General features: G+C 34.3%; 27 protein-coding genes. 12 read left to right on the plus strand and 15 right to left on the minus strand.

The window, feature by feature from the left end:
• Positions 1 to 57 precede the first annotated feature (57 nt).
• The 7 genes from L0669_RS11145 to L0669_RS11175 all read right to left on the minus strand — a co-directional run bounded on the left by L0669_RS11145 (position 58) and on the right by L0669_RS11175 (position 7,113).
• Positions 58 to 720, minus strand: coding sequence for a thiamine diphosphokinase (locus L0669_RS11145; RefSeq protein ID WP_263763511.1), 663 nt, complete (start codon positions 718 to 720; stop codon positions 58 to 60).
• Positions 721 to 993: 273 nt separating this feature from the next.
• Positions 994 to 1,452, minus strand: coding sequence for a RidA family protein (locus L0669_RS11150; protein ID WP_263763513.1), 459 nt, complete (start codon positions 1,450 to 1,452; stop codon positions 994 to 996).
• Between the two features lie 156 nt (positions 1,453 to 1,608).
• Entirely contained in the window at positions 1,609 to 2,049 is a 441-nt protein-coding gene (locus L0669_RS11155; protein ID WP_263763515.1) for a DinB family protein, read from the minus strand.
• A 4-nt stretch (positions 2,050 to 2,053) separates the two neighbouring features.
• A complete protein-coding gene (locus tag L0669_RS11160) occupies positions 2,054 to 2,536 on the minus strand; it encodes a GyrI-like domain-containing protein (RefSeq protein ID WP_263763517.1) in 483 nt (160 codons plus the stop codon).
• A gap of 8 nt (positions 2,537 to 2,544) precedes the next feature.
• Positions 2,545 to 3,366, minus strand: a complete 822-nt coding sequence (locus L0669_RS11165) for a DUF4249 domain-containing protein (protein ID WP_263763519.1) — start codon at positions 3,364 to 3,366, stop codon at positions 2,545 to 2,547.
• Positions 3,367 to 3,401: 35 nt separating this feature from the next.
• Positions 3,402 to 5,783, minus strand: coding sequence for a TonB-dependent receptor (locus tag L0669_RS11170; RefSeq protein WP_263763521.1), 2,382 nt, complete (start codon positions 5,781 to 5,783; stop codon positions 3,402 to 3,404).
• A gap of 109 nt (positions 5,784 to 5,892) precedes the next feature.
• Positions 5,893 to 7,113, minus strand: coding sequence for a macrolide family glycosyltransferase (locus L0669_RS11175; RefSeq protein WP_263763523.1), 1,221 nt, complete (start codon positions 7,111 to 7,113; stop codon positions 5,893 to 5,895).
• A 102-nt stretch (positions 7,114 to 7,215) separates the two neighbouring features.
• Here L0669_RS11175 and L0669_RS11180 point away from each other — a divergent pair, with 102 nt between their 5' ends.
• Entirely contained in the window at positions 7,216 to 8,172 is a 957-nt protein-coding gene (locus L0669_RS11180; protein WP_263763525.1) for a helix-turn-helix domain-containing protein, read from the plus strand.
• A 136-nt stretch (positions 8,173 to 8,308) separates the two neighbouring features.
• Here L0669_RS11180 and L0669_RS11185 read toward each other — a convergent pair whose 3' ends face one another.
• The gene (locus L0669_RS11185; protein WP_263763527.1) at positions 8,309 to 10,531 is read right to left on the minus strand and encodes an NADP-dependent isocitrate dehydrogenase; all 2,223 of its coding nucleotides are present in this window, start codon (positions 10,529 to 10,531) and stop codon (positions 8,309 to 8,311) included.
• 402 nt (positions 10,532 to 10,933) lie between these two features.
• On the opposite strand from L0669_RS11185, the gene L0669_RS11190 reads away from it, so the two are divergent.
• Entirely contained in the window at positions 10,934 to 11,347 is a 414-nt protein-coding gene (locus L0669_RS11190; RefSeq protein ID WP_263763529.1) for a helix-turn-helix domain-containing protein, read from the plus strand.
• A gap of 693 nt (positions 11,348 to 12,040) precedes the next feature.
• Here the strand turns inward: L0669_RS11190 and rplS are convergent.
• The 4 genes from rplS to trmD all read right to left on the minus strand — a co-directional run bounded on the left by rplS (position 12,041) and on the right by trmD (position 15,445).
• Positions 12,041 to 12,391, minus strand: a complete 351-nt coding sequence (gene rplS / locus L0669_RS11195) for a 50S ribosomal protein L19 (protein WP_173971519.1) — start codon at positions 12,389 to 12,391, stop codon at positions 12,041 to 12,043.
• 241 nt (positions 12,392 to 12,632) lie between these two features.
• Positions 12,633 to 13,757 carry an agmatine deiminase family protein gene (locus L0669_RS11200; protein ID WP_263763531.1) on the minus strand — a complete coding sequence of 375 codons (1,125 nt, stop codon included), beginning with the start codon at positions 13,755 to 13,757 and terminating at the stop codon, positions 12,633 to 12,635.
• Between the two features lie 105 nt (positions 13,758 to 13,862).
• Positions 13,863 to 14,675, minus strand: a complete 813-nt coding sequence (locus L0669_RS11205; RefSeq protein WP_263763533.1) for an AraC family transcriptional regulator — start codon at positions 14,673 to 14,675, stop codon at positions 13,863 to 13,865.
• 89 nt (positions 14,676 to 14,764) lie between these two features.
• Positions 14,765 to 15,445, minus strand: a complete 681-nt coding sequence (trmD, locus tag L0669_RS11210) for a tRNA (guanosine(37)-N1)-methyltransferase TrmD (protein WP_263763535.1) — start codon at positions 15,443 to 15,445, stop codon at positions 14,765 to 14,767.
• A gap of 258 nt (positions 15,446 to 15,703) precedes the next feature.
• On the opposite strand from trmD, the gene L0669_RS11215 reads away from it, so the two are divergent.
• The 10 genes from L0669_RS11215 to L0669_RS11260 all read left to right on the plus strand — a co-directional run bounded on the left by L0669_RS11215 (position 15,704) and on the right by L0669_RS11260 (position 23,052).
• On the plus strand, positions 15,704 to 16,036 hold the full coding sequence (locus tag L0669_RS11215) for a hypothetical protein (protein ID WP_263763538.1): 333 nt from the start codon (positions 15,704 to 15,706) through the stop codon (positions 16,034 to 16,036).
• 113 nt (positions 16,037 to 16,149) lie between these two features.
• Positions 16,150 to 16,605: a nuclear transport factor 2 family protein gene (locus tag L0669_RS11220; RefSeq protein WP_263763540.1), complete on the plus strand. Its 456-nt coding sequence runs from the start codon at positions 16,150 to 16,152 to the stop codon at positions 16,603 to 16,605.
• A gap of 524 nt (positions 16,606 to 17,129) precedes the next feature.
• The gene (tnpA, locus tag L0669_RS11225; RefSeq protein WP_263763542.1) at positions 17,130 to 17,591 is read left to right on the plus strand and encodes an IS200/IS605 family transposase; all 462 of its coding nucleotides are present in this window, start codon (positions 17,130 to 17,132) and stop codon (positions 17,589 to 17,591) included.
• 33 nt (positions 17,592 to 17,624) lie between these two features.
• A complete protein-coding gene (locus L0669_RS11230) occupies positions 17,625 to 18,533 on the plus strand; it encodes a Zn-dependent protease (RefSeq protein WP_263763544.1) in 909 nt (302 codons plus the stop codon).
• A gap of 6 nt (positions 18,534 to 18,539) precedes the next feature.
• Positions 18,540 to 19,076 (plus strand): NADPH-dependent FMN reductase, encoded by a 537-nt coding sequence (locus tag L0669_RS11235; protein ID WP_263763546.1) that lies wholly within the window; start codon positions 18,540 to 18,542, stop codon positions 19,074 to 19,076.
• Positions 19,077 to 19,095: 19 nt separating this feature from the next.
• The gene (locus tag L0669_RS11240; RefSeq protein WP_263763548.1) at positions 19,096 to 19,968 is read left to right on the plus strand and encodes a sugar phosphate isomerase/epimerase family protein; all 873 of its coding nucleotides are present in this window, start codon (positions 19,096 to 19,098) and stop codon (positions 19,966 to 19,968) included.
• Positions 19,969 to 20,017: 49 nt separating this feature from the next.
• A complete protein-coding gene (locus L0669_RS11245; protein WP_078008370.1) occupies positions 20,018 to 20,368 on the plus strand; it encodes a cupin domain-containing protein in 351 nt (116 codons plus the stop codon).
• Positions 20,369 to 20,510: 142 nt separating this feature from the next.
• On the plus strand, positions 20,511 to 21,647 hold the full coding sequence (locus tag L0669_RS11250; protein WP_263763550.1) for an MFS transporter: 1,137 nt from the start codon (positions 20,511 to 20,513) through the stop codon (positions 21,645 to 21,647).
• Positions 21,648 to 21,707: 60 nt separating this feature from the next.
• Positions 21,708 to 22,640 (plus strand): peptidylprolyl isomerase, encoded by a 933-nt coding sequence (locus L0669_RS11255; protein WP_263763552.1) that lies wholly within the window; start codon positions 21,708 to 21,710, stop codon positions 22,638 to 22,640.
• A 97-nt stretch (positions 22,641 to 22,737) separates the two neighbouring features.
• Positions 22,738 to 23,052: a cytochrome c gene (locus tag L0669_RS11260; protein ID WP_263763553.1), complete on the plus strand. Its 315-nt coding sequence runs from the start codon at positions 22,738 to 22,740 to the stop codon at positions 23,050 to 23,052.
• Between the two features lie 109 nt (positions 23,053 to 23,161).
• On the opposite strand, the gene L0669_RS11265 is transcribed toward L0669_RS11260, so the two are convergent.
• The 3 genes from L0669_RS11265 to L0669_RS11275 form a co-directional block, all read right to left on the minus strand.
• Entirely contained in the window at positions 23,162 to 23,557 is a 396-nt protein-coding gene (locus tag L0669_RS11265; protein ID WP_263763555.1) for a GreA/GreB family elongation factor, read from the minus strand.
• Positions 23,558 to 23,982: 425 nt separating this feature from the next.
• Complete coding sequence (locus L0669_RS11270; RefSeq protein ID WP_173971530.1) at positions 23,983 to 24,537, minus strand: thioredoxin family protein; 555 nt, start codon at positions 24,535 to 24,537, stop codon at positions 23,983 to 23,985.
• Between the two features lie 129 nt (positions 24,538 to 24,666).
• Positions 24,667 to 25,560 (minus strand): alpha/beta fold hydrolase, encoded by an 894-nt coding sequence (locus tag L0669_RS11275; RefSeq protein WP_263763557.1) that lies wholly within the window; start codon positions 25,558 to 25,560, stop codon positions 24,667 to 24,669.
• Positions 25,561 to 25,583: the final 23 nt, after the last annotated feature.

A 25,583-nucleotide genomic window follows, 5' to 3' on the forward strand; every position in this document is an offset into this window, starting at 1 on the left:
TCCTTTTTCTGGCTCCTTTAGCCAGGAAAAGATATAGTGGACAGCAGCAAATAGCTCCTAATCCATGCATTCCATTAACAATAAATCGCCATCAGTATGGGTAATGCTGACCAAACCGTCCTGAAGAACAGAATTGCTGCTTCCGGTTCGATAACCAATTGTTAAGGTGTCGTTTTTTAGAGGATAGAGTAAATTGGTGGAATTAATTCCGTTTACCACTCCAATTGGAATCAATGAAATCGGGGTTTTTGCCGTATACCATTTCTCGAATTTTGTTGGTAACAGGAATATTTTAGAATGGTCGTCGAGAATAACAATTTTAAGCAAATTGCGATAACGAACAATATTGGTAAGGTTTGTAATGGTATGATCGGCACGTTTTCCGGTGGCCCAAACAACGTTTACGGCAGGAATTTTTCTGTCGATTAAATAATCAAAAGCTTTCTCAAGATCGGTTTTATCCTGATCCGGGGTATGGACAATTTCGATAGGATATTGTGATGTTTTGTAAATTTCAGGATCAAAACCGCGATCGAAATCGCCTAAAAGTACATCGACTTTTATGCCTAAATCAATCACTCTTTCGATGGCAGAATCGAGCACGATAACAAGTGGCGACCATTCGAGCAATTGTCCTAATAATTCAGGATTGCATGCTGCTCCGTTGGCAATAATTAAAGCGGGTTCCTGGTCGTCGCGTACGATATGGTGTGAAGACATTTAGTTTTTGATTTGAAATGTGCCGTAAATGTACGAAAGGATACGATTTTTGAGGTTAGATTTTAGATTTTAGATTTTTTTTACCAAAAGTTGGGGTTTATGTTTTTGTTTTACCATTAAGATATTAAGAAAATTAAGTTTTTGTGCTTAATGAGACTTAATGTCTTAATGGTTAGATTTTTTTTGCCACAGATTATTAAGATTAAAAGGATTTTTAAATGGTTTGGGTTTGATATCCAAACTTAACTTCCTTAATATCTTAATGGTGAAAAACTATTTTGATGCTTTAAAAGCTGTAGCGTCAACTTCGATTAGCATTCCGTCGATGGCTAGTTTGGAAACGGGAATTAATGTGCTTGCGGGAAAAGGTTTGTTTTTCCAGACTTTTCTAATTTCTTCGTTCCATATTTTTAGTTTTTCTGGCGAATGGTCTACGATTAGAATCGTGATTTTCATAATGTTTTCGGGTTTTAGATTGTAGGTGTCTAAAACGGTTACGATGTTTTGTAATACTACTTTGGTTTGTTCTCTAAAACTGTTGCTTAAAGTATGTTCTTTTCCTAAACCGCCGCTTTGTCCGGAAATGTAAACCAGTTCTCCAGGGCCGGAAACCGATGATGCGTGGCTAAAACCGTATGGTGTGGGATCGAATAACGATTCGGGATTTTTAAAGGTTTGCGCTTTTGTGGTAAAGGCAAAAAGTGAAAATAGGGTAAAAAGTACATGTTTCATGTTTTCGAAATATTGAATTAATGATGCAAAGTTTGCACAATTCTAATTTCTAAACCTTTACATATGTTGAGGGTTTTTTTAGTCTCAGTTTTCATTCACAGTTTAGAATTTCCAAATTGTGAGTGCGAATGAAAACTGAAAACTGCGAATGCAAACTTAAAATAACCTTCTGTGGTAATTGATTTGTCCTAAATGATAGGCGAGATGTATGGACAGATGAACGAGAAAGAAACCGGTTGTCATTTCTTTTTCGAAAACAATTTGCGGGTAAATGGTTTCCAGATCGGCTTCGGTTAGGCTATCAAGGGCTTTGTTTACAACTAGAATTGTTTCTTCAATTTTATTGATTAGTTCTGATTTGGGAATATCTTTTAATGAAAATTCTAACGGACGATTTCTGATGTAGCCTGTTTTGCCAATTTCGGCTCCAATGTAGGTATTGATGTTGCCTATTAAATGCAAACATAGAGTTCCTCCTGAATTGGAGATGTTTTTGTCAATTACCCAAAGCTGACTTTCGTTTTGATATGATTCTATTTCGACTTTTAATTGATTGAGATCTCTGTTGAAAAGCGATTTTAGGGTTTCGATCAGCATGATACTAAGCTTTAAGGGTTATCGGAATCCAGATTTCTTCTTCAGAATCAGGATCTTCTTTTTTGTATTGTTCTCCCATTACAGCAAAATGCGGTCTTTCGTCTACCGTATATTCGGAGTTAGGAAGCCATTCTACGAAAATTGAATGATAGGTTTTATGGCCTTCGCTTTGCGGACCTTTATGCACAAAAACAGCGTATAATCCGGTTGGGATTATTAGAGTTTCGAATTCTGAAGGGATTGTATCAAAATCAGAAACTTCGACTGCGGCCCATTTTTGAAAGCTATTATTAGGATCGAAATTATCAAAATGCCTTTCAGGAAAAACTTCAAGGGAATATAAATTGGAATCGACTACGTTTTTAATTTCTTTCCGTTTTGGCATGAAGGAACTCCATAATTGAAACGTTTTATTTTCGATAAACGACATATCTATGTGTTTACCAATTAGTTTTTTTTCTGATAAAATTTCAATTCTGGCTTCCATACTTGTGATTATTGTATTTTGAATTTTTTTGTGTCGATTTCGCTTAATGAAAAGTAACCTAACGGATAATTGGCTTTGTCGGTAGTATTAATAATGTTTCCTTTTACGGTTGCAGGCGGGGATTGAAAAGGTCCGCCAGCATTACTGCCGGCAATACTTACCATAATGCTCATGTAGTTATAGTATTGTTTTGAAATCCCGTAATGTGTGATCTCGATTTCATTACCAATTTTTAAATCGTCGTCGTCTGATTTACTGAAATATTCATTACCCTGAAAAAACTTGTCTTCGCTAACATAGTAAGTTGAGGTAACTTTATTTGAATATACATATTTGTACAGATAAAAATTATCTGCATCAGCAGGATCGTTATAAAAAGCGCGTACTTCGATTTCATCTCCTGTAATACCTCCTTCATTGTTTTGTTCAATTCGGGTAATGGGCGCGACTGATTTCATTGTTTCGGTTGCCGTATAGGTATTTCCGTTACTAATTACGGTTAAAGTGTAATTCTCGTCGATTACGGGAATAAAGTTAGAACATACATATCGCCCGGTTTTTTGAACTTCTAAAAAAAAGAATTGCTGGTTTTTACTGTTTGTTACATATACGCTTGCTCCGGAAACTGTTGGAATTACGTTTTCGAAATATCCCGTTGTAGTAGATAATTTTACAGTTTGTTGTTTTCCTGAAGTTCCTTTTTGCCAGTTTATAGCGGCTTCGATTACTAATTTTGGTGGTGCAGTATCGAGATCGACATCTACAACTTCTTCACAACTTGCGAAGAAAGCCGAGATAAAAAGGACGATGAATAAGGTTACTTTTTTCATGATATATCTTTTGTTTTCTTTTTAAAGAAAGTTGCTTAAAATTTAAAATTATAACTCACAGCAGGAACAATCCCAAAAATAGAGGTTTGTACGGCTTCATTTGCTCCTGTATCAACATTTTGACGGAAGTTGATTGAAGCAGCGTTATGACGATTGTACAGATTGTAAATACTAAAAACCCATTCGCCTTTCCAGTTTCTGTCTTTGTTTTTTCTTGGTGTTAAGGTTGCCGAAATATCCAGATGATGATAAGCAGGCAAACGATTTTCATTTCTTTGTCCGTAATTAGGAACCGTAATGCCTAAATACTCGTACTGACCGTTTGGATACGTAACGGGCTGACCGGATTGCAACGCAAAGTTAGCACCAAAAGACCATTTTTCGTTTAATGTATATGCTGAAGTAACAGCTAAATTGTGTGTCTTATCGTAAGCAGAACTATACCATTGTCCGTTATTGATTCCTGTTTCTTCAGGAGTTCTTCCAGGGGTTTGTTGTTGGGATTTTGATAGCGTGTAGGAAATCCATCCGTTCAGTTTTCCTTCGTTTTTCTTTACCATAAATTCTACGCCATAAGAGCGCATACGACCGTTTAGGATAACCTGCTCGATAGCGTCATTGGCAATTAAATCGGCGCCATCGATATAATCCAATCTGTTTTTAATTTTCTTGTAATAGGTTTCAACTTCTAAAGAGTAGGCGCCATCATTAATATTTCTAAAATAACCCAATGCTACCTGATCTGCAATTTGTGGTTTGATATAATTATCACTTGGCATCCAGACATCAAGCGGAGTAGGCGATGAGGTATTCGAAATCAATTGTAGGTATTGTGCCATTCTGTTGTAACTCGCTTTTATGGCTTGGTCATCATTTAATTGATAAGAAGCAGAGAATCGCGGTTCTAAATTGTTATAACTTTGAATCTCTTTGTTTTTACCGAAATATTTGGTTGAAGTTGGTGTCGCTTTTTCGTAAATCTGCATATCAGTATTGAAGATAACAGGTTCATTATTATCGTAATAATTGATTGTCGAAGCGCCTAAGCGATAAAATAAACTATAGCGTAATCCGTAAGAAATTGTGATTTTTTTCGAAAGCTGATTTTCGGCTTCAATATAAACAGACGGTTCAAAAGCGTATTTTTTATCTAATTGATCAGGATTAATTCCTGATTTATCATTGCTGGGTTTGATGGTTCCGGGATTGAATTCATAGTAAATTCCGTTTAAACCATAGTTAAGTTTGAATTTATCTGAGATGTAATTCTTGAAATCGTATTTGATATTGTAATTTTTGATTCCCGAATCCCATTTAAAACCTACGAAATCAAGATCTAAACCATAATAGTAATCGCTGTAAATCAAAGATAAATTGGCAAATAATTTATCAGAATACAAATGATTCCAACGCAGGTTTAACGTTGCATTTCCGTAGATATTGGTAAAACTTTTATTCAGGCTAAATACGTCGCGGCCAAAATAACCGGACAAATACAAACTGTTATTGTCGTTTATTTTATAACTTAATTTTGTGTTTAAATCATAAAAATAAGCCGAGTTGTCTTTTTGATCTTCAGATAATTTCAGGAATAAATGGGCATAAGAAGCTCTTCCGCCAATTAAGAACGATCCTTTGTCTTTTACCAAAGGACCTTCGGCAAGAAGTCGGCTTGAAATTAAGCCAATTCCTCCGTTTACATGAAATTCTTTACTGTTTCCGTCTTTTTGATAAATATCCAGAACAGACGAAGCTCTTCCGCCATAACGAGCAGGAATTCCGCCTTTGTATAATTTAAGATCTTTGATCGCATCGGGATTAAAAACAGAGAAAAAACCAAATACGTGAGAGGAGTTAAAAATTGTAGCTTCGTCTAATAAAATCAAGTTTTGATCGGCTCCGCCACCACGCACATTAAATCCTGAAGCTCCTTCGCCGGCATTGGTAACGCCGGGTAGTAATAAAATAGATTTAAGAACATCGACTTCGCCCATAACAACGGGCATTTTTTTTATGGTGGCAATAGAGAGCTTATTGGCACTCATTTCTGGCGATTTGATGTTTATTTTTCCTCGATTGTCTTTAATTACAACTTCCTGAAGTTCTTCGCCGCTTTCGTTTATAGCAAAATTATTTTTGGTATTTTGGTTTAAAACTACTGTTTTCTGAATGGTTTGATAGCCGACATAACTAATTTCGATTTCATGCTGACCCTTAGGAACGGTAAGCGAATAGAAACCGTATTCATTGGTAGTGGTTCCTATTTTTAAAGAAGGAATGTAAACATTTACACCAATTAGGGTTTCATTGTTTTTAAAATCAGTGATCGTTCCGCTTAAAGTAAATTTTTCCTGAGAAAATGAAGATATAGTGGTGATAAGGAGGATAAAAATAAGGCCAATTTTTTTTGTAATCATTGTCTTGTATTTGAAGCACATAGTTAATAATTCTTACTAAATATTATTGCACAACATTTGTTAAACATTAGTTAAGAATATTAGGATTTTGTTACAGGCTTTCAATGGTTTACTTGCTTTTTAGTCTGAAAATTTCCTCAACTGCTTTTTTGTATCCGCCGGCTTCAATAAATGAATTACTTATTTTGGCAATACTTTCTGCGTAGCTTGACTCGGTGGTTACTTTTTTGACGGCGTTTTTAATAGTTTTAGAGGTTAAAGTGTTGATATCAAGAACAATTGTTGCGCCTAATTCTTCGGCTCTGTTTGCCAGGAAAAACTGATCTGCTCCTAACGGAATGGAAACAAAAGGAACTTTGTTGTAGAGTAAATCACCCATACTATTCATTCCGGCGTGAGTTATCGCAACGCTTACATGTTTTAGAATTTCCAGTTGAGGTACATAATCTCTGATAATGAAATTTGCCGGTATTTTATACTGATCCAGATTTACTTTGTGCGCAGCCATAACTACGACATAATCTGTGTTTGCAAAAGCGTCGAAAAATAAATTGTTTAAATCTTTTGAATGGTTGCTAAAAATGGTTCCGAGAGAAATGTAAACGACCTTTTTGCCTTCAATTTTATCAAAAGGAAAATCGACATTGTATTTCTTTTTATAGACAGGAGGGCCGATAAAAAGGAAACTTTCGTCGTAATTATTAATGTTTTTGATGAAGTATTTAGACGTGTAAACAATATTCAAATCGCCTTTGTTGAAGAACAAATCCATCATGTTTTCAGGCATTTTTATTTTATACTTTTCGATTAAATTTTCTCTAACCGTTTGAAATTCCTGCATGATTTCCGGATTTAAACCAAAAGGGCCTTTTTTGGGAGGTTCATTTATGGGACTTGCTTTTTTATTAAAAAGATCGTCTTTGGTGGCAAAAACGGCATAAGAGGAAACAGAAGGAATTTGTAATATTTGAGAAATTAATTTTGCGAAAGGATAAGCCGCTGAGAAAACAATATAATCGAATTGTAAACCTTGAATTTCTTCTAAAATAGCATCGATAAACATTTCAGGATGCAACAGGGCGCTTGCAAGTCCTGTTAAGGATTTCTTTTTTGAAGCATCTTCGACTGGTTTTTCTTCTTTTTTCTGAAAAATATTTAGATCTTCTTTATAACATTTAAATTCAGCGCCGAGTTCTTCGATTGGTTTTTTGAATTCTTCAGAACTGAAAAAGGTAACTTCTTCACCTTGATTTACTAATTCATTGGCTAAACCCATCATCGGGTTCATATGTCCGTGAGACGGAATACTTAGAAATAATACTTTTGACATGATTTTTAAATTTTTAGTTAGGACAAAATTAAAATACAACAAACGTATTAAATAGCTACTTTTGTTTTAAAAATAGTCGTAAACAGTATTTTATAATTGAGTATGAACTTAATTCAAAAACTAGCAGAATTTACAAAAAGCAAGTCAGATGACGGATTGTTTATCTTGCCTGATGCTTATGGCGAAGGATATATCAAGTCTTTTAATTTTGGAGCTCAACTCAACATGATGATCAGTCAATGTGAGTTTAAGGAAGAAATGGTCATAAAAAGGGCAGGAGGAAATTCCAGAAAAGATGAAATTACGTTTAGTTTTAGAAACTTATTTCAGCAGGATAAAATACAAAATCCTGATGGTTTAGCTCTTAAACGAAGTATTGCAATGCCTTCTGTACAAGTGTCTGCGGGCGATATAGATATTGAGGTTATTATTCCGGCGAAAACAAAAATAAATACTATTGTGATTACGATTCATATGGATTTATTAAAAAGCTGGATTAGTGATAAAGCTGAAAATAAGTTTTTGAATACTATTACTTTAAGCGATAAACCTTATTTGTACGATCAGATTATTTCGAATGAAATTGAGCAAGTGGCGAGCAAAATAGCTTTAATAAATGACAAAGAAGAATTGAGTCATTTTTATTTGAAATTGAAAACGGAAGAAATGATTTATCTTTTTTTATCCGAATTATCAAAACGAGAAACGATTACCAATTATCCGCTAAATGTTGCCGACGTAAAAGCGATGTATGCGATAAAAGAGACTTTGTGTTCGAATCTTAGTAATCCGCCTGATTTAACTCATCTTGCTTTTACTTCGAACATGAGCGAAAGCAAAATGAATAAATTATTCAAACAAATTTTCGGAAATAGTATCTACAACTATTACCAGGCGTTACGAATGAACGAAGCTGCTTATTTAATACGCGAAGAAAAATTATCCGTTTCTGAAACAGGTTATCGTTTGGGATTTTCGAATCTGAGTCATTTTTCCAGAATTTTCGAAAAACATATTGGTCTTAAACCTAAAAAATATTCTGCTGTTCCTACTTCTTAAAACAAAAAAAAAGACAACCGTTTAAAGTTGTCTTTTTTATAAAGGTTCTGAGGTTTTAAGTCTCAAAGATTCAAAGGTTTCTCTTTAGACACACACAGGCAGTGCGTATTTATTTGAGTCCTTATCAAATTCTATATTATTTTATTTCAGCAATAATTGCATTGAATGTTGCACTTGGGCGCATTGCTTTGCTTACTAACTCAGGAGTTGGTTGGTAGTAACCACCAAGAGTTTGAGGTTTTCCTTGTGCACCAATTAATTCAGCATCGATTTTAGCTTCGTTAGCTTCAAATTGAGCTGCAATTGGAGTAAAGATTGCTTTTAATTCAGCATCTTTATTTTGAGCTGCAAGAGCTTGTGCCCAATAGAAAGCAAGGTAAAAATGAGAACCACGGTTATCAATTTGTCCTACTTTACGAGCTGGAGATTTATCGTTAGCAAGGAATTTATCGTTAGCCTCGTCAAGAGTTTCAGATAAAACAATTGCTTTAGAGTTGTCTAAAGTTTGTCCTAAATGCTCTAAAGATGCACCAAGCGCTAAAAATTCTCCTAATGAATCCCAACGTAAATATCCTTCTTCAGTAAATTGTTCAACGTGTTTAGGAGCAGAACCTCCGGCACCAGTTTCAAACAATCCACCACCATTCATTAACGGAACGATAGATAACATTTTAGCCGAAGTTCCTAATTCTAAAATTGGGAATAAATCAGTTAAATAATCACGTAAAACGTTTCCTGTTACAGAGATAGTATCTAATCCTTTGATGATTCTGTCTAAAGTAAATTCAGTAGCAGCAATAGGGTTTAAAATACGAATATCAAGATTCGTTGTATTGTGGTCTTTTAAATATTTTTGAACTTTTACGATCAATTCTCTGTCATGCGCTCTGTTTTCGTCTAACCAGAAAACAGCAGGAGTATCAGATAAACGAGCTCTGTTTACGGCCAATTTAACCCAGTCCTGAATAGGAGCGTCTTTTGCCTGACACATTCTGAAAATGTCATTCGTTTCAACGTTTTGCTCCATTAAAACAGTTCCTTTATTATCAACAACACGAACAACTCCGTCAGCTTTCATCTGGAAAGTTTTGTCGTGAGATCCGTATTCTTCTGCTTTTTGAGCCATCAAACCTACGTTAGGAACACTTCCCATTGTTTTAGGATCAAAAGCACCGTGTTTTTTACAGAAATCGATAGTTGCCGTATAAATTCCAGCGTAAGAACGATCCGGAATAACAGCAAGAGTATCTTGTGCCTTACCATCTTTGTTCCACATCTGTCCAGAAGTACGAATCATTGCTGGCATAGAAGCATCAACAATAACATCAGAAGGTACGTGTAAGTTTGTAATTCCTTTATCAGAATTTACCATTGCAAGAGCTGGTCCGTTTTCGATTGCTTTCGTAATGTCAGCTTCAACTTCAGCTTGCTCAGGTCTTCCGGCAATTTTTGCGTAGATATCACCTAAACCGTTTCTTGTATCAATGTTTAATTCAGCAAATAAAGTTGCATATTTTTTGAAAAGATCAGCAAAATATACTTCAACGATAGCGCCAAAGATAATTGGATCTGAAACTTTCATCATTGTAGCTTTTAAGTGCACAGAAAGTAAAACACCTTCTTTTTTAGCATCAGCGATTGCATCAGCAACAAAGCTTTTTAATGCTTTTAAGTGCAATACAGAACTGTCTATTATTTCACCAGCTTTAAGAGGAGTACTTGCTTTAAGAACAGTTGTTGTACCATCTTTTGCTACGAATTCGATTTTTACATCATTAGCTTCTGCAACAGTAAGCGATTTTTCACTTCCGTAGAAATCACCATTTGGCATAGAAGCTACTTTAGTTTTAGAATCAGCAGACCATGCACCCATTGAGTGTGGATTTGCTTTTGCGAAGTTCTTAACTGCTCTTGGCGCTCTACGGTCAGAGTTACCTTCACGTAAAACCGGGTTTACAGCAGAACCTAAAACTTTAGCATATTTAGCTTTAGTTTCTTTTTCAGCATCGTTTTGAGGATCTTCCGGAAAATCAGGGATTTTGTAACCGTGAGATTGTAATTCAGCAATAGCTGCCTTTAATTGAGGTACTGATGCAGAAATGTTTGGTAATTTGATAATGTTAGCTTCTGGTTGTGTAGCTAATTGACCCAGTTCTGCCAAAGCATCTCCTGTTTTTTGAGCATCTGTTAAGACTTCAGGAAAATTTGATAAAATTCTACCTGCCAAAGAGATGTCTCTAGTTTCAATTGCAATACCAGCAGTAGCAGTAAATGCCTGAACAATAGGTAAAAAAGAATAAGTCGCTAATAATGGCGCCTCATCAGTTAAGGTGTAATAGATTTTTGAATTCTGTGTCATTTTTTTTTTTTTTTTATAATCGTATCGCCAGGATGCAGCGATGTAAAAGGTATAGTCGGCTCAGAATGAGCGGAGCAAATATAATAAAAACAGTCCGAAAACGGTATAGTTTTGCTGAGAAATGCCGAAATTATCAGATTGTTATTTCGAGGTCCTTAAATTATCAAATCGATGATTTTGGTATTAAAAAATTACAGTTTTGATGAATCATAAGTAAAAGCATAACATTTCGAAAAAGGAAAAGACTAAAGTTGTAAAAAAACATTTTATCCTTTGATGATTTTGTATGAAAAGTTGTATTTTTGATCCAAAAGCAACAAACGTATCACAAATGTAAGTTACATTGTTTAATATGTTTTTTACTTGTTGTTTAATATTACGCTTAATCGTTATCTTTGAATTATGAGCACACTTACAAAACCAAATCATATAGGGCGAAAAATAAGCCGTATTCGTGAACTTCGTGATATGAAGCAAGAAGCTTTGGCACAGGCTTTAGGAACAAACCAACAAGCTATTTCTGCTATTGAAAACAGTGAAACTATCGACGAAGAAAAATTGGCAGAAGTAGCAAAAGCACTTGGTGTAAGTGTTGAAGCAATTAAAAATTTTTCAGAAGAAAATATGATTAACTATTTTAATACTTTCCACGATAATAGTATCAATAACGGTCATTTGGGAAATAATAATCATTGTACTTTCAATCCATTAGATAAGTTAATTGAAGCTTATCAGGAAAAAGAAAAGCTTTACGAACGTTTGCTACAAGCTGAAAAAGACAAAATCGAATATTTAGAAAAACTATTGAAAAAATAAAATACCAATTTTCATTAAAATACAAACCGATGCTTTATGAGTGTCGGTTTTTTTATTTGGGCGTGTCCCGCCGAAAAAGGCGGGCCGGGCTATCCGCTACAAGTCCTCGCACTTCCTTCGTCAGGCTGTGGGCTTTCCACTTCTATCCCTCACGCAAACCGTGAAATAAGAATTTTTTTGTTATTAAGCCCAATTATCCCCACAATCTTGTCATTTCGAGGAACGAGAAATCACACGCGGGATTCGGCAAAGATTGGCGATTTTGATTGCGTCCCGAAGCTCGATAGTAATTCGTAGAGTTTGTCATTTCGACGGAGGAGAAATCTTCGCAAGAAACTCGACAAAGATTGGTGACTTTAGGAAAGGACTTTCTAGTGTGATTTCTCCTTCGTCGAAATGACATAAATGCTTAAAACATTATTTAACAAATTTTAATCCGTTGAAATAATGTATGTCTACAATCTCAGAAACCCGACAGGTTTTTAAAACCTGTCGGGTTTGGCCAAACTAAAAGCTCTTATGAAAACGATTGCCCTAGCCCCGATAGAAGTGGAAATCCTTTTGTGCCGGTGTTCGGCACAAAAGATTGAAACGTATAGCGGGATTAGCTCCTGAAAATTTTAAAAAACAGGCATAAAAAAAACTCGTTTCAAATAAATGAAACGAGCTTTTTTATAACAAATAGATAAATGATTATCTTCTTTTATCTTTAATCTTAGCTTTTTTACCAGTAAGTTCTCTGAAGTAGAAAATTCTAGCTCTACGTACAGCTCCTTTTTTGTTGATTTCAATTTTCTGTAAAGCTGGTAAGTTTACTGGGAAGATACGCTCAACTCCAATTGCACCTGACATTTTACGGATAGTAAAAGTTTCTGTGTTACCAGAACCTCTTCTTTGAATAACAACTCCTTTGAAAAACTGAGTTCTTGTTTTTTCACCCTCTTTAATTTCGTAGTAAACTGTGATAGTATCTCCAGCTCCGAAAACAGGGAAATCTTTTTTAGCAACTAATTCGGTTTGAACGAATTTTAATAAATCTGCCATGATATCTTGTAATTATGTTTTTTATATAGAGCAACATTCACGGATCTCGCCAGAGGTTAGTCTAATTCGGGTGCAAATGTAGAAAATAATTATGAATTATAAATTGTAAATGATAAAATATTTTAAGTTGTTGACATGTTGTGTGTTAGTGGTCAGTTTACAGTCTCAGTATTCAGTCACAGTTTACAATATTATTACGACCGCGACTGCAAACTGAACACTGCGACTGAATACTGCAAACTCACTTAGGTTGCTGCTGCGTAACGCAATGAATCATTCCTCCATTGGCATATAAATTACGAACATCAATACCAATTACTTTTCTTGAAGGATACAAACTCTGAATCAGATTATTGGCAACAGCATCATTGGGATCATTATAGTTAGGGACCAAAACAACTGTATTACCTATATAAAAATTGACATACGAGCCTTTGTAACCTAGTTTTTTGCCATAAGTGGTTACTACATTGTTTTTAGATAAAGGCAGTTTTAGAAAAGTATAATTTTTTCCGTTTTTGTCTTTTGAATTGTATAAAGTAGTAATATCCTTTTGTGGAACTTCCCAATACAACAAATCATTTTCGTTCATGGTTACAATGGTGTTTGTGTTGCCAAAACGTGCAAAACCATCAATATGCATATCGGTGATTTCTCTTCCTGCTTTGCCCTCTAGCCAAATAAAATTAGTAACACCAAGATATTTTTTAAAATTGGCTTCGGCTTGTTGTTGCGTCATTCCGGGATTACGATTCGAATTTAATATCGAACTTTTGGTCGCCATCAAAGTACCATTTCCGTCTATTTCTACAGCACCGCCTTCATTAATCATGGTAGTATTTAAATCTATAATCTTGATTTTTTGATCTTTTGCAATTTGCGAAGGGATTGTATTGCAATTTAAAAAATCGGCTTTTTTGCCCCAGCCATTAAATCCCCAATCCTGAATCACTAACTGATTGTTTTTGACTTTTACATAAATAGGTCCGTTATCTCGTACCCAGACATCATCGGTTTTGTATGTTTTAAATTCAATAGAAGATAAAGAAACTCCCGATTCTTGTAATAAGGCTTTAATTCTGTTTTTTTCGACGTCATCGTAAGCAATGATAAAAACTTTTTCGCCTTGTATTAAAGACTGAGTCATGGCAATCCATGTAGCATCTAAATCGTTTCTGTAATCAATTCCGTATTGATATTGGTGCGGCCATTGCAGCCACGTTCCTTCATGCGGAGCAGATTCTTCGGGCATTGTATACATAATTTCGGTAGTTTTTAATTCGTCTGTAATCGCATTTATTTCATCTCCCTGGCAAGAAGAAAGAAGAGGGAGGAATAATAATAATGTTAGAAATAGATTTTTCATCTTAGTTGATTTAATTGTAAATGTTTAGCGCCATTTTGTATCGATAACCTGACGGGACAAAAGTATTTCTAAAGTGTAATTGCGTAGTTGTCCAAAATGGACAAATTAAACAAGAGGAATAAAAATTGCCGTAAGATAATGATCTGGCGTATCACAATTTGAATCGTTTTTTATATACTGCTCAATAACGGGCAAATGCGATATTTCGATATCATTATTAAGAAACCATGCGCCAAAGATTTGCTGGTAAGTATCTTCTAAGGTTTCGTAACTTCCGTGATGAAAAAAGCGAGCGTATTTACCGCCAAAAAGCTTTTTTGACGGAAGATTTTTAATTGCAGTTTCGGTAACAATGCAAGCTTCATAAGTACATTTCGATTTTTCGGTAATCACGATATCATCTGTAATAATACCAAAAAAGTCTGAAATAGTGGGTACTTCATTTTCTAACAAAGCATCCCAAAGATCTTCGATTTCAGGATTAATATACGAAGTTTTACAGCTCGAATAATAAGCCCTTATTTCGGGAATAAAAAGAATTTCGGGTTTGAGATTGCTGGAAATAGTTTCCTGCGGATGACTATCATTAAGTAAAGCTTCTTTTTGATTTCGCGCTACAGAAGGCGAACAATTGAAATGTTTCTTGAAAGTTTTCGAGAAAGATTGTACATCTGCAAATCCCACTTCAAGCGCAATATCTGAAATTTGTGCATTAGAATACAAAAGTTTCTTGTATCCGTTTTCTACTTTTAGTCGGGTTTGGTAAGCGCCAATGGTTTCTTTAAATAAAGAATAAAAAACACGCTGTAAATTTCTATAGGAGTAACTGGAAATATCTTCGAGAGAATTTATTGAGATGATTTGATTGTAATTCATCTCAATGAAATTCCGTGTATTATAAATGTGCTTTAGATTCATTTTTTTAGTCGCAGTATTCAGTCGCAGTTTGCAGTCACAGTTTTCAGCACGTTGAAACTGAAAACTGAAAACTGAGACTGGAAACTCTACTAATGTTCCTCAAGCAAATCAGGGCGTCTGTTTTTTGTATGTTCATACGCCATATCTTCACGCCATTTGTCGATTTTTGCAAAATGTCCGCTGGTTAAAACTTCAGGAACTTTCCATCCTTTATAATCTGCGGGTCTTGTATATATAGGTCCTGAAAGCAGGTTGTCCTGAAAACTATCTGTTAGTGCTGAGGTTTCATCACTTAAAACACCAGGGATAAGTCTGATTAAAGCATCAGATAAAACTAAAGCTCCCAATTCTCCTCCGGATAAAACATAATCACCAATCGAAATTTCTTTGGTAATAAAATGATCACGAACACGCTGATCTACACCTTTATAATGTCCGCATAAAATGATGATGTTTTCATACATCGACATGGTATTGGCCATTTTTTGGTTTAGCGTTTCTCCGTCAGGCGACATATAAATGATTTCGTCGTATTCGCGTTCACTTTTCAAATGTGTAATACACGCATCGATAGGCTGAACAGTCATTACCATTCCGGCGCCACCTCCAAAAGGATAATCGTCTACGCTTTTTTGTTTGTTCGTAGTGTAGTCACGTAAATTATGAAAGTGTACTTCGACCAAACCTTTGTCTATGGCACGTTTCATAATCGAAGCTTCAAAAGGGCTTCTTAATAATTCAGGCAAAATCGTTATAATGTCAATTCGCATTTTTTTTCTTCAAATAGTTCTAAGCGGCAAAGATACAAAGTTAATTTTTGGGAAATTTAAAGATTTAGAAAATGAAGAATCCTGACGAATAATTAATATTAAAGACATTTTTTAATAATATAATAAATCTTGGCGTAACAATTTGTTAAACAATTAAATATATGGGAACTATATAATGCGCTGCTATTTTTATGTAATTTTATTCGGCCCTTTATCGTCTAATATTATACTGTAAATTATTTACCTTAAATTATTATTATGATAAAAAAAATACTTTTGTTACTTACAATTTTCGTTTTGCATTCTTGTTCTTCTTCTAAGAGCTCAAGTGACAAATGGATTGGTCAATCTAAAAAAAATCTGATAAAGAGTTGGGGAACGCCAATTCGGAGTATAGATAATGCAGAGCAAGGAGAAGTCCTTATTTATGGCGAGCAAGTCTACGCGAACGTTAACAACGAAGAAGGTTCAAGAATCGCGGGTCCAAATTATTGGGACTATACCTATGTATATGTAAATAAAGAAGGTAAAGTTTATTCTTATAAAAAAGATAAACAACAGCATACGCCTCAGGAAATAGCTGTAAAATAGTTATTTACAAATCGATATTATGAATAGAGATTGCAATTTTGTCATTGCAATCTCTATTTTTTTTATATATTTAAAACATTATAAGTTGATTTATAGTGATTTAAAAATAAGTTATGAAAAAAATAATAATCCTTATTGTAGTTTTTCTAGTTATTTCCTGCAATAATCAAAACCAATCAAAACCTATGGATACCTCAAGAAACGAAAAGTTAGTGAAACAATATTTTGAGTATTTTAATAAACATGACTGGAAAAAAATGTCGGAAATGTATATCGAGACGGCAGATTTTAAAGATCCTTCTTTAGGGCCCGGAATTGTAAAACAATCGCGTCAGGAAATCGAAAAAAAATACGCTGAATTAAACCAAATTTTTCCTGATTTGCATGATAAGGTCGTTCAGATTTATCCTTCGGGAGAAAAGCATATTATTGTAGAATTTATATCAACCGGAACCGCGCCGGACAATTCTAAATTTGAACTGCCTATCTGTACTATTTTTACTTTCGAGAATGGATTGATTATTAAAGACTTTACCTATTTTGACAATTTTGAGGAAGGTGAAGAATAAAGATCTGGTTTGCGCATAAGTGTAGTCCCTATGGGACAAAAGGGTGACGCTGACCATGTTTTGTTACCAATATTTTGTTCCTATCGGAACAATTTAAGATGATGTATTGTTTTGATTATAAAGCAAAATTTAAAAACAATCCTGTAGTTTTATTCTTTCTTTTTTGAATATATTTGCCTTGAAACTTCTATCTAAAAAATATTCCGTTAGGAATTATATGTTGGTAGAAAAAACAGTGATTAAAAATAAGGTTTGGTTTGCGCATAAATGTAGTTCCTACGGGACAAAAGGCTGACGTTGATCATGTTTTGTTACCAATATTTTGTTCCTATCGGAACAATTTAAGATGATGTATTGTTTTGATTATAAAGCAAAATTTAAAAACAATCTTGTAGCTTTATTCTTTCTTTTTTGAATATATTTGCCTTGAAATTTCTATCTAAAAAATATTCCGTTAGGAATTATATGTTGGTAGAAAAAAACAGTGATTACAAATTAAAATGTCCCGTAGGGACTACACATTGATGGCAAATACATACACTCAAATACACATTCATTTTGTTTTTGCAGTAAAATTTAGGCAAGCAGTAATACATAATGAATGGAGGGAAGAGTTATATAAGTATATAGGTGGTATAATTAGAAATAACAATCATAAACTTTTAGCAATAAATGGTGTTTCTGATCATATCCATATTTTAGTGGGAATCCGACCTGCACAATCTATTTCAGATTTAATGAAATACATTAAGCAGGATTCTTCAAAATGGATCAATCAAAATAAATTTTCTCAAACCCATTTCGAATGGCAAGAAGGTTATGGAGCATTTTCATATAGTAAATCACAATTATTGGCAGTTGTGAATTATATTCAGAATCAGGAATTGCATCATAAAAAGAAAACTTTTAGAGAAGAATATCTTGATTTTCTTGAAAAATTTGAAGTAGATTTTGATGAAAAATTTATTTTTAAGGAATTAATTTAGAATGTTTTTTTGAATATATTTAACAAAAAGTATATGAAAAAAATAGCCTTCTTATTTCTTATCCTATTTTGTTCCTGCAACAAAGAAAAACCCAAAGGAACTCTAAAAGAGACTCCAAAAGAAATTCCTGAAGAAGCGTCCTATTTTAAGCAAATAAAAACGAATGATGTTAAGATGCCTGAGGCTGTTTATGGCGATTGGCTGTATTCCCGCAAAGAAAAAGGACAAACTTTCGACCAGTATTTTAGATCTAAACATATCGTTCCAACAGCCGATGCCAATATTATTTACATACGACCTATCGGGAATTTTAATGCTTTGCAAAAGAAACAAATTCAACTCACCAACGAATATTTAGAAATTTATTTTCAATTAAAAACAAAAACTTTAAATCCTATTGCTAATGATGTAGTTCCGAATTCGGCCAGAAGAATGAGTGCGGAAGGTCATGAACAATTATTGGCAGGTTACCTTTTAAATGATGTTTTGAAAGAAGAAAAACCCGTAAACAGAATTGCTTTAATGGGACTTTCAGAACTGGATTTGTATCCTAAACCAGAATGGAATTATGTTTTTGGTTTGGCTTCTTATCGTGATAAAGTGGGCGTGAGCTCAATTTACAGATTACAGGATGGTAAATTAACTTCAGAAAATTTTAATTTATGTTTATCACGATTACTCAAAATAAGTTCTCACGAAATTGGGCATATGTTTGGCCTGCATCATTGTACAAATGCAAATTGTGTGATGAATGGCACCAACAGTATGGATGAAACCGACAGGCATTCGATAAGATTATGTTCTGTTTGCCAACGAAAACTGAATTTCTGCATATCTTACGATAATAAAAAACGATTAACTGATTTAGAAAAATATTTTAAAAGGAATAACTTGACCGATGGATTTGATTTGATGAAAAAGGATCTTGGCGTTATTCAATAAATAAGAATGAAAAAAACAAAGATATTTGCCATAACAGGCAGTACAAGAAGTAATTCAAGTAATTACAGGATTTTAAAATTTATCTCAGAACAAATTTCAGATTCGTTTGAGGTTGAAATATTTGAAGAATTAGATCAATTACCTCATTTTAATCCTGATTTGGATAACGAAAATCCTCCTGAAAAAGTGGCTTGTTTTAGAACTAAAATAGAAAATGCCGATGGAGTTCTAATTTGTACTCCAGAATATGTTTTTAGTTTGCCGGGAAGTTTAAAAAATGCATTAGAATGGTGTGTTTCGACTACTATTTTTTCAGATAAAAAGGTCGGATTAATTACGGCTTCTGCTTCTGGCGAAATGGCGCACGAACAATTAATTTTGATTATGAAAACGTTACAGGCTCAACTTCATGAAAACACACAACTTTTGATGCAGGGCGTTCGCGGGAAAATTAATGAAGAGGGAAAAATTGTTAATGAAGAAACGAATATTGCTCTTCAAGAGTTTATATCTAATTTCGAAAATCTATTTTTAGTTTACTAATTCGCTCGATTTAAAATCTATGATCACAAGAAGAAACTTTATCATCAACACCAGTCTGGCTACAACAGCAGTTTTAGCCTTGCCATCATTAGCTTTTACTATGGATAAAAAAGAGATAGGATTACAGTTGTATACTTTACGGGATGAAATTGCCAAAGATGTAAAATCGACTTTAGAAAAAGTAGCCGCCGCTGGTTTTACGACCGTTGAAACATATGGTTTTTCGATTAAAGATCAGTTTTGGGGGCTTTCGCCGATGGATCTTAAAAAGATATTAGACACCAACAAATTAAAAGCGGTTAGCGGACATTATAATTTAGGAAGCTTTTTATACGATGGAAATACTGCAGAACTGATTGCTGCAATTGAGGCAGCTAAAATTTTAAAAAGCGAATTTTTAACGATTCCGTGGGTTGATGAATCGTTTAGAAAAAACATTCAGGATTATAAAAAGATTGCTGCCCGACTAAATGAAGCTGCAAAGTTGTGTGCAAATGCGGGATTAAAACTGGCGTATCATAATCACGATTTTGAGTTTCAAAAACATGACGGAATTACAGGCTACGAAATTTTATTAAAGGAAACAGATAAAAATTTAGTCTGTTTTGAGCTGGATTTGTATTGGGTGGTTCGTTCAGGAAATGATCCGCTACAATTATTCAGGGATAATCCGGGGCGTTTTAAAATGTGGCATGTTAAGGATATGGATAAGATCGATCAGGCTTTAAATACAGAAATTGGTTCCGGATCTCTTGATTTTAAAACCATTTTTAAGGAAGTAAAACAATCCGGAATGAAACATTTTTTTGTGGAACAGGAAAATAATTTTGCAGGCGATTCATTTCAGTCAATTAAAACAAGCTGTAGTTTTATTTTAGAAGAATTGCTATAGGCTGAAATAATTTAAAAGTTTAATTTTGTAAGAATAAAATCAGAAAGAGATGCAAAGTTTTGGAACAAGCAAAGAATTTATAAAAGGAGATGAAATAGAGTGGGAAGTTGTAGGCGAAGGTATCAAACGCAAAATCCTGGCCTATGATGACAGAGTAATGTTGGTGAACGTTCATTTCGAAAAAGGCGGAGTCGGAACTTTACACGAACATTATCATACACAAGTAACTTATGTTTCGAGCGGGAAATTTGATGTAACGATTAATGGCGTGACACAAACCTTGAAAGAAGGCGACAGTTTTTATATTCCGCCTCACGCAATTCATGGAGTGGTTTGTCTGGAAAGTGGACTTTTGACAGACGTATTTAGTCCAATTCGCGAAGATTTTATGCAACCATAAAGATTTTAAAATCAAGGAAATCTGTCGAATAATCATTTTATTAATAGTCATATTTTAAAAATTTATACATTTTTTAAAGTTTTGATAAAGATTAGATTGGTATTTTTGCAAAATGAATTTATCCAAAACGAATGTCTTATTTATGGCAGCTTGCACTGGACTTATAGTTGCAAATCTGTATTACTGCCAACCCTTAATTGTATTAATTGCCAACGAATTTAAAATTCCTGAAGCCAGCGCGGGAACAATAACGTACTTAACTCAGGCCGGTTACGCTATTGGATTGTTTTTTATGGTTCCGTTGGGTGATAAACTGGAACGAAAAAAGCAAATCCTGATCACTACTTTTGCATCAGTAATTGCCTTGATTCTTGCTGCTACGGCAAAAAGTTTCTTTCTTTTGCAAATTGCTTCTTTATTAATCGGAATCACTTCGATCGTACCACAACTTATTTTGCCTTTGGCCGCTTCATTAAGTGCGCCGGAACAACGAGGAAAAGTCGTAGGAACGATAATGAGCGGTTTACTTGTTGGTATTTTATTATCAAGAACTTTAAGCGGATTTATCGGTCAGGTTCTGGGCTGGAGATCGATGTTTTATATCGCATCCGGAATTTGTCTTTTAATCTTTTTTGTAATTCAGAATAAATTCCCGGTCAATAAACCTCAGTTTCAGGGAACATACGGTCAGCTTATTAAATCTCTTTTTACCCTTATAAAAACGCAGCCAATCCTACGCGAAGCAACTCTTATAAACGTATTTAGTTTTGCGCAGTTTGGAGCATTCTGGACTACAATGGTTTTATTGCTTTCAGGAGAACCATTCAATTACAATAGTGCTACAATTGGTTTATTCGGGATTGTAGGTGCTTCAGGAGCTTTAGCAGCGCCATTAGTTGGGAAAATGGGAGATAAAGGAGGTTCAAGAGTAGCGGTAGGTTACGGTTGTTTATTGATCCTGATTAGCTTTTTAGTATTTTATTTTTCAATAGAAAGTGTCATCGGAATTGCAATTGGAATTGTTTTTATCGACATAGGAATTCAGGGAGTTCACATCTCCAATCAAACCCGAGTATACTCATTGCTTCCGGAAGCCAGAAACAGATTAAATACCGTATTTATGTCGTTTAGCTTTTTAGGAACAGCAGCCGGATCAGCTTACGGTTTATTATTATGGAAACTGGGAGGATGGCATGCTGTAACGATTGGTTGTGTTGGATTGTCGGCTTTAGCATTTACAGTTTATGCGCTTACTTATAAATCAAAATCTAAAAAATAGAAAGCACAAATTGATATAAAATTAATTTGTAAATTTGCATTTAAATTAAAAATAACAACAATGGAAAACGGAATATACGCTAAATTCAAAACCAGTAAAGGTTCGATTTTAGTAAAACTAACTCACGATTTAACGCCAGGAACTGTAGGGAATTTTGTAGCTCTTGCAGAAGGAAATATGGAAAATAAAGTAAAACCTCAAGGACAAAAATTCTATGATGGTTTAACTTTTCACAGAGTAATTCCTGATTTTATGATTCAGGGTGGATGCCCAAAAGGAACTGGAACTGGAGATCCTGGATATAAATTTGATGATGAATTTCACCCAAGTTTGAAACACGATCGTCCGGGAGTTTTAGCAATGGCAAATTCAGGACCTGCAAGTAACGGTTCTCAGTTTTACATTACTCACGTTCCAACTTCTTGGTTAGACGGAAAACATACTGTTTTTGGTCATGTGATCGAAGGACAAGATGTTGTTGATACTGTTGCTCAGGGTGATGGTTTACAAAGTGTTGAAATAATTAGAGTTGGAGAAGAAGCAGAGAAATTTAATGCTATCGAAGCTTTTGTAGGTTTAAAAGGTGCTCGTCTTAAAAGAGATGCAGCTTTAAAAGCAGAATCTGAAGCAAAAATGGAACAATTGGCTGCTGGTTTTGATAAAACAGAAAGTGGTTTACGTTATAAAATGATTAATAAAGGTGATGGTAAAAAAGCTGAAGCAGGAAAAACTGTTGCAGTTCATTACGAAGGATCTTTAGAAAACGGAAAAGTTTTTGATTCATCTTACCCACGTAAAAAACCAATCGAATTTAGATTAGGTCAGGGACAAGTTATCGAAGGATGGGACGAAGGTATCGCGTTATTACAAGTTGGTGACAAAGCTCGTTTCGTAATTCCGTCTGACTTAGCTTATGGTGCTTCAGGTGCAGGTGGAGTTATTCCTCCACACGCAACTTTGATATTCGATGTTGAATTAATGGAAGTTAAATAATAGAATTAGATACTTATTTAATTTTGTTTTAAATAATAATCCCGTACGTTATGCGTATGGGATTTTTTTATATTTACTTTAAAAATATAGAAAAACAATGAAATCAAAAATCTTAACTCTGGCTGCTGTCGTGCTGCTTGTAGTTTCATGCGGAACTCAAAAGACAGCTTCGGTTGCAACAACGGAGCCTGTGCCAGTATACGAAACTACAAAAGCGGTAGCATTAACGCCGGAATTGGCAGAAGGTAAAAACTTGTACGAAAACAGTTGTGCAAGATGTCATAAATTGTATGAGGCCAATAAATTTACTCAGGAAGAGTGGAAACCTATTTTAACAAGGATGCAGAAAAAAGCGAAGTTAGATGATACTCAGATGGTTTCGATCTCAAATTATATAAATTCTCAGTTGTAAGACTTTATTCTTGCAGAAGTATAAAAACTATTCAGTAATTATTGGGTAGTTTTTTTTGTTTAAAATAGAACATAAAAAAACACCTTCACGAGTGAGGTGTTTGATAAAATTAAGCGCTTTCTTCTGCCATATTATTAACCGAAACAATTTTTAATGTTTTTATTCCAGCAGGTAATTCCCAGTCAACTTCGTCATTCTCTTTAAATCCTATAATAGCAACACTTAAAGGTGCGAGTATTGAAATTTTACTTTGTTTTAAATCTGCAAATGAAGGTAGAACGATCTGGATTTTCATCTGTTTTTTTGCCTTTACATCTTCGATTGTTACGTAAGAATTGATTCTTATAACCGAATTGTCCAGTTCGCTTTCTTTGCTAATTACAGCGCGGTCTAATTCTTGCGAAAGCTGATTGGCTTCTTTTGCATTTGTTGAGTTTTTACTTTTTGATATCAATTCTCTCAGGAAATGATAATCTGTTTTACAGAAAGTGGGTGTTGGTTTCATAACTGTGTTTTTATTTTATTATTAATTTATTTGAATGTCTGATAACTTTAATTTCTTTTACAGGCTTATAAATGCATAATTTTTATTCTGAAATGCGAAACGCAAATCGGAATTTTAAAATGATGTATGTTTTTGGAAATTTTTGATTGACAAAACCAAGAAATTATCTGAGAGAGTATTACTCTTTCAAATAACATAAATGATTAAATCGTGGTATAAATCCTCCGCCTGAAAGAAGAAATTTGAAATAGACGGAGGCCTAATTGATAAAGGCCTTACTATGACTAATAAATACAGCGCTAAGCGGCTTTCTCGTAAGAGAAAACTGCAAGGTAAAGTCTGTAAATATATTTATAGTGCTCACAATGAGAATAATTAATTTGATCTGCAAAGATAGGTAAACTTTTTGAAATAGCGATAATTGTTTATTTCCATTTAATATTGCAGCCCAAACTTGGTTTCTGAGGTTCTTTTAAGCTTCTGTTATAAATGAGTGCATCGATAGCGCTTCGAAGATCAGTTCCGCTTAACGGAATTCCGTTTCCGGGTCTTGAATCATCAAGCTGACCGCGATAAAATAATCTGTCCTGATCATCAAATAAATAAAAATCAGGCGTACAAGCCGCATCGTAAGCTTTGGCGACTTCCTGACTTTCATCGTACAAATAAGGAAAGTCTATTTTGTTTTCAAAAGCAAATTCAGTCATTAATTCCGGAGAATCCTGCGGATATTTTTCGACATCATTACTCGAAATGGCTATAACACCAATTCCCTGAACACGATAATCATTGGCAATCATGACAACTTCTTTAATAACATGAAGTACAAAAGGACAGTGATTGCATATAAACATCACTAATGTTCCTTTTGATCCTTTCAAATCTTCAAATGAATAATCATTATTAGAATTGGTATCTTTTAGTTTAAAGCCTGGAGCAATTGTACCAAGAGGTAACATATTTGAAGGAGTTCGTGCCATTTTTATACAAAGATTAGTAATTCAAAAATAGCCTTAATATTCTGTAAAAGAAAGTCTCGGAGAATAAAAAATATCCCGGGAAAGTTTTACAAAAAATTCCCGGGATATTTTTAACTATATAGAGAAGATTTACGAATTTAAAAAGTTCAGTAAATCATTGTTTAATTTTTCTTTATCAGTATAAAATAATCCGTGTGGAGCTCCTTCGTAAACAATATAAGTGTTTTCGCGAATCGCTTTGGCCGCTTTTTTTGATGTAAGTTCGATAGGAACAATTTTATCATCATCGCCGTGGATAATTAAGGTTGGAACTTTTATAAAATCCAGCTCTTCTCTAAAATCCGTGTACGAAAAAGATTCGGCACATTTTAAAGTAGCACGGGGAGAAGCAAAAGAACATAACGTTCTGTAGTATTCCAGTAAAGGAGTGCTTAATGGTTTATTGATGATATTGATTCCGAAGAAGGTTTTTCCAAAATTATCTACGAACCCAATTCTGTCTTCTTTAATTGCGCTTGCTGTAGTTTCGCTTTTTTCTTTTGGATGACCATCAGGATTGTCATTTGTTTGTAATAAAAACGGAACAACCGAAGAAATTAAAGCTGCTTTTGTAACTCCTTTTCCGCCATATCGACTAAAGTAACGAACCACTTCACCACCGCCCATAGAGAAACCTACAAGAGTGGCATTTTCTAATTGAAGCTGTTCGATAATTTCTTTCAAATCATCGGTTAAAGTGTCATAATCATAACCATCATAAGGCTGGGATGATTTACCAAATCCCCTACGATCGTAAGCTATAACCCTGTAATTGTTCTGAACTAAAAAATCGATCTGATATTCCCACATTTCATTAGAAAGAGGCCAACCATGAATTAAAATTACCGGTTTTCCTTTTCCATAATCCTTTACATATAAACGGACATTTTTTGCTGTTTCGATGTATTTGTCTGTATTTAGTTCCTGAATATCAAATTCAAAATCTCTTAGAGATTGGTCGGCGTTAAGGAGTGTTTTTTCCATCTTATATTTCTTTTTAGTGTGAG

Source organism: Flavobacterium bizetiae, assembly GCF_024271895.1.
Lineage (GTDB): Bacteria > Bacteroidota > Bacteroidia > Flavobacteriales > Flavobacteriaceae > Flavobacterium > Flavobacterium bizetiae.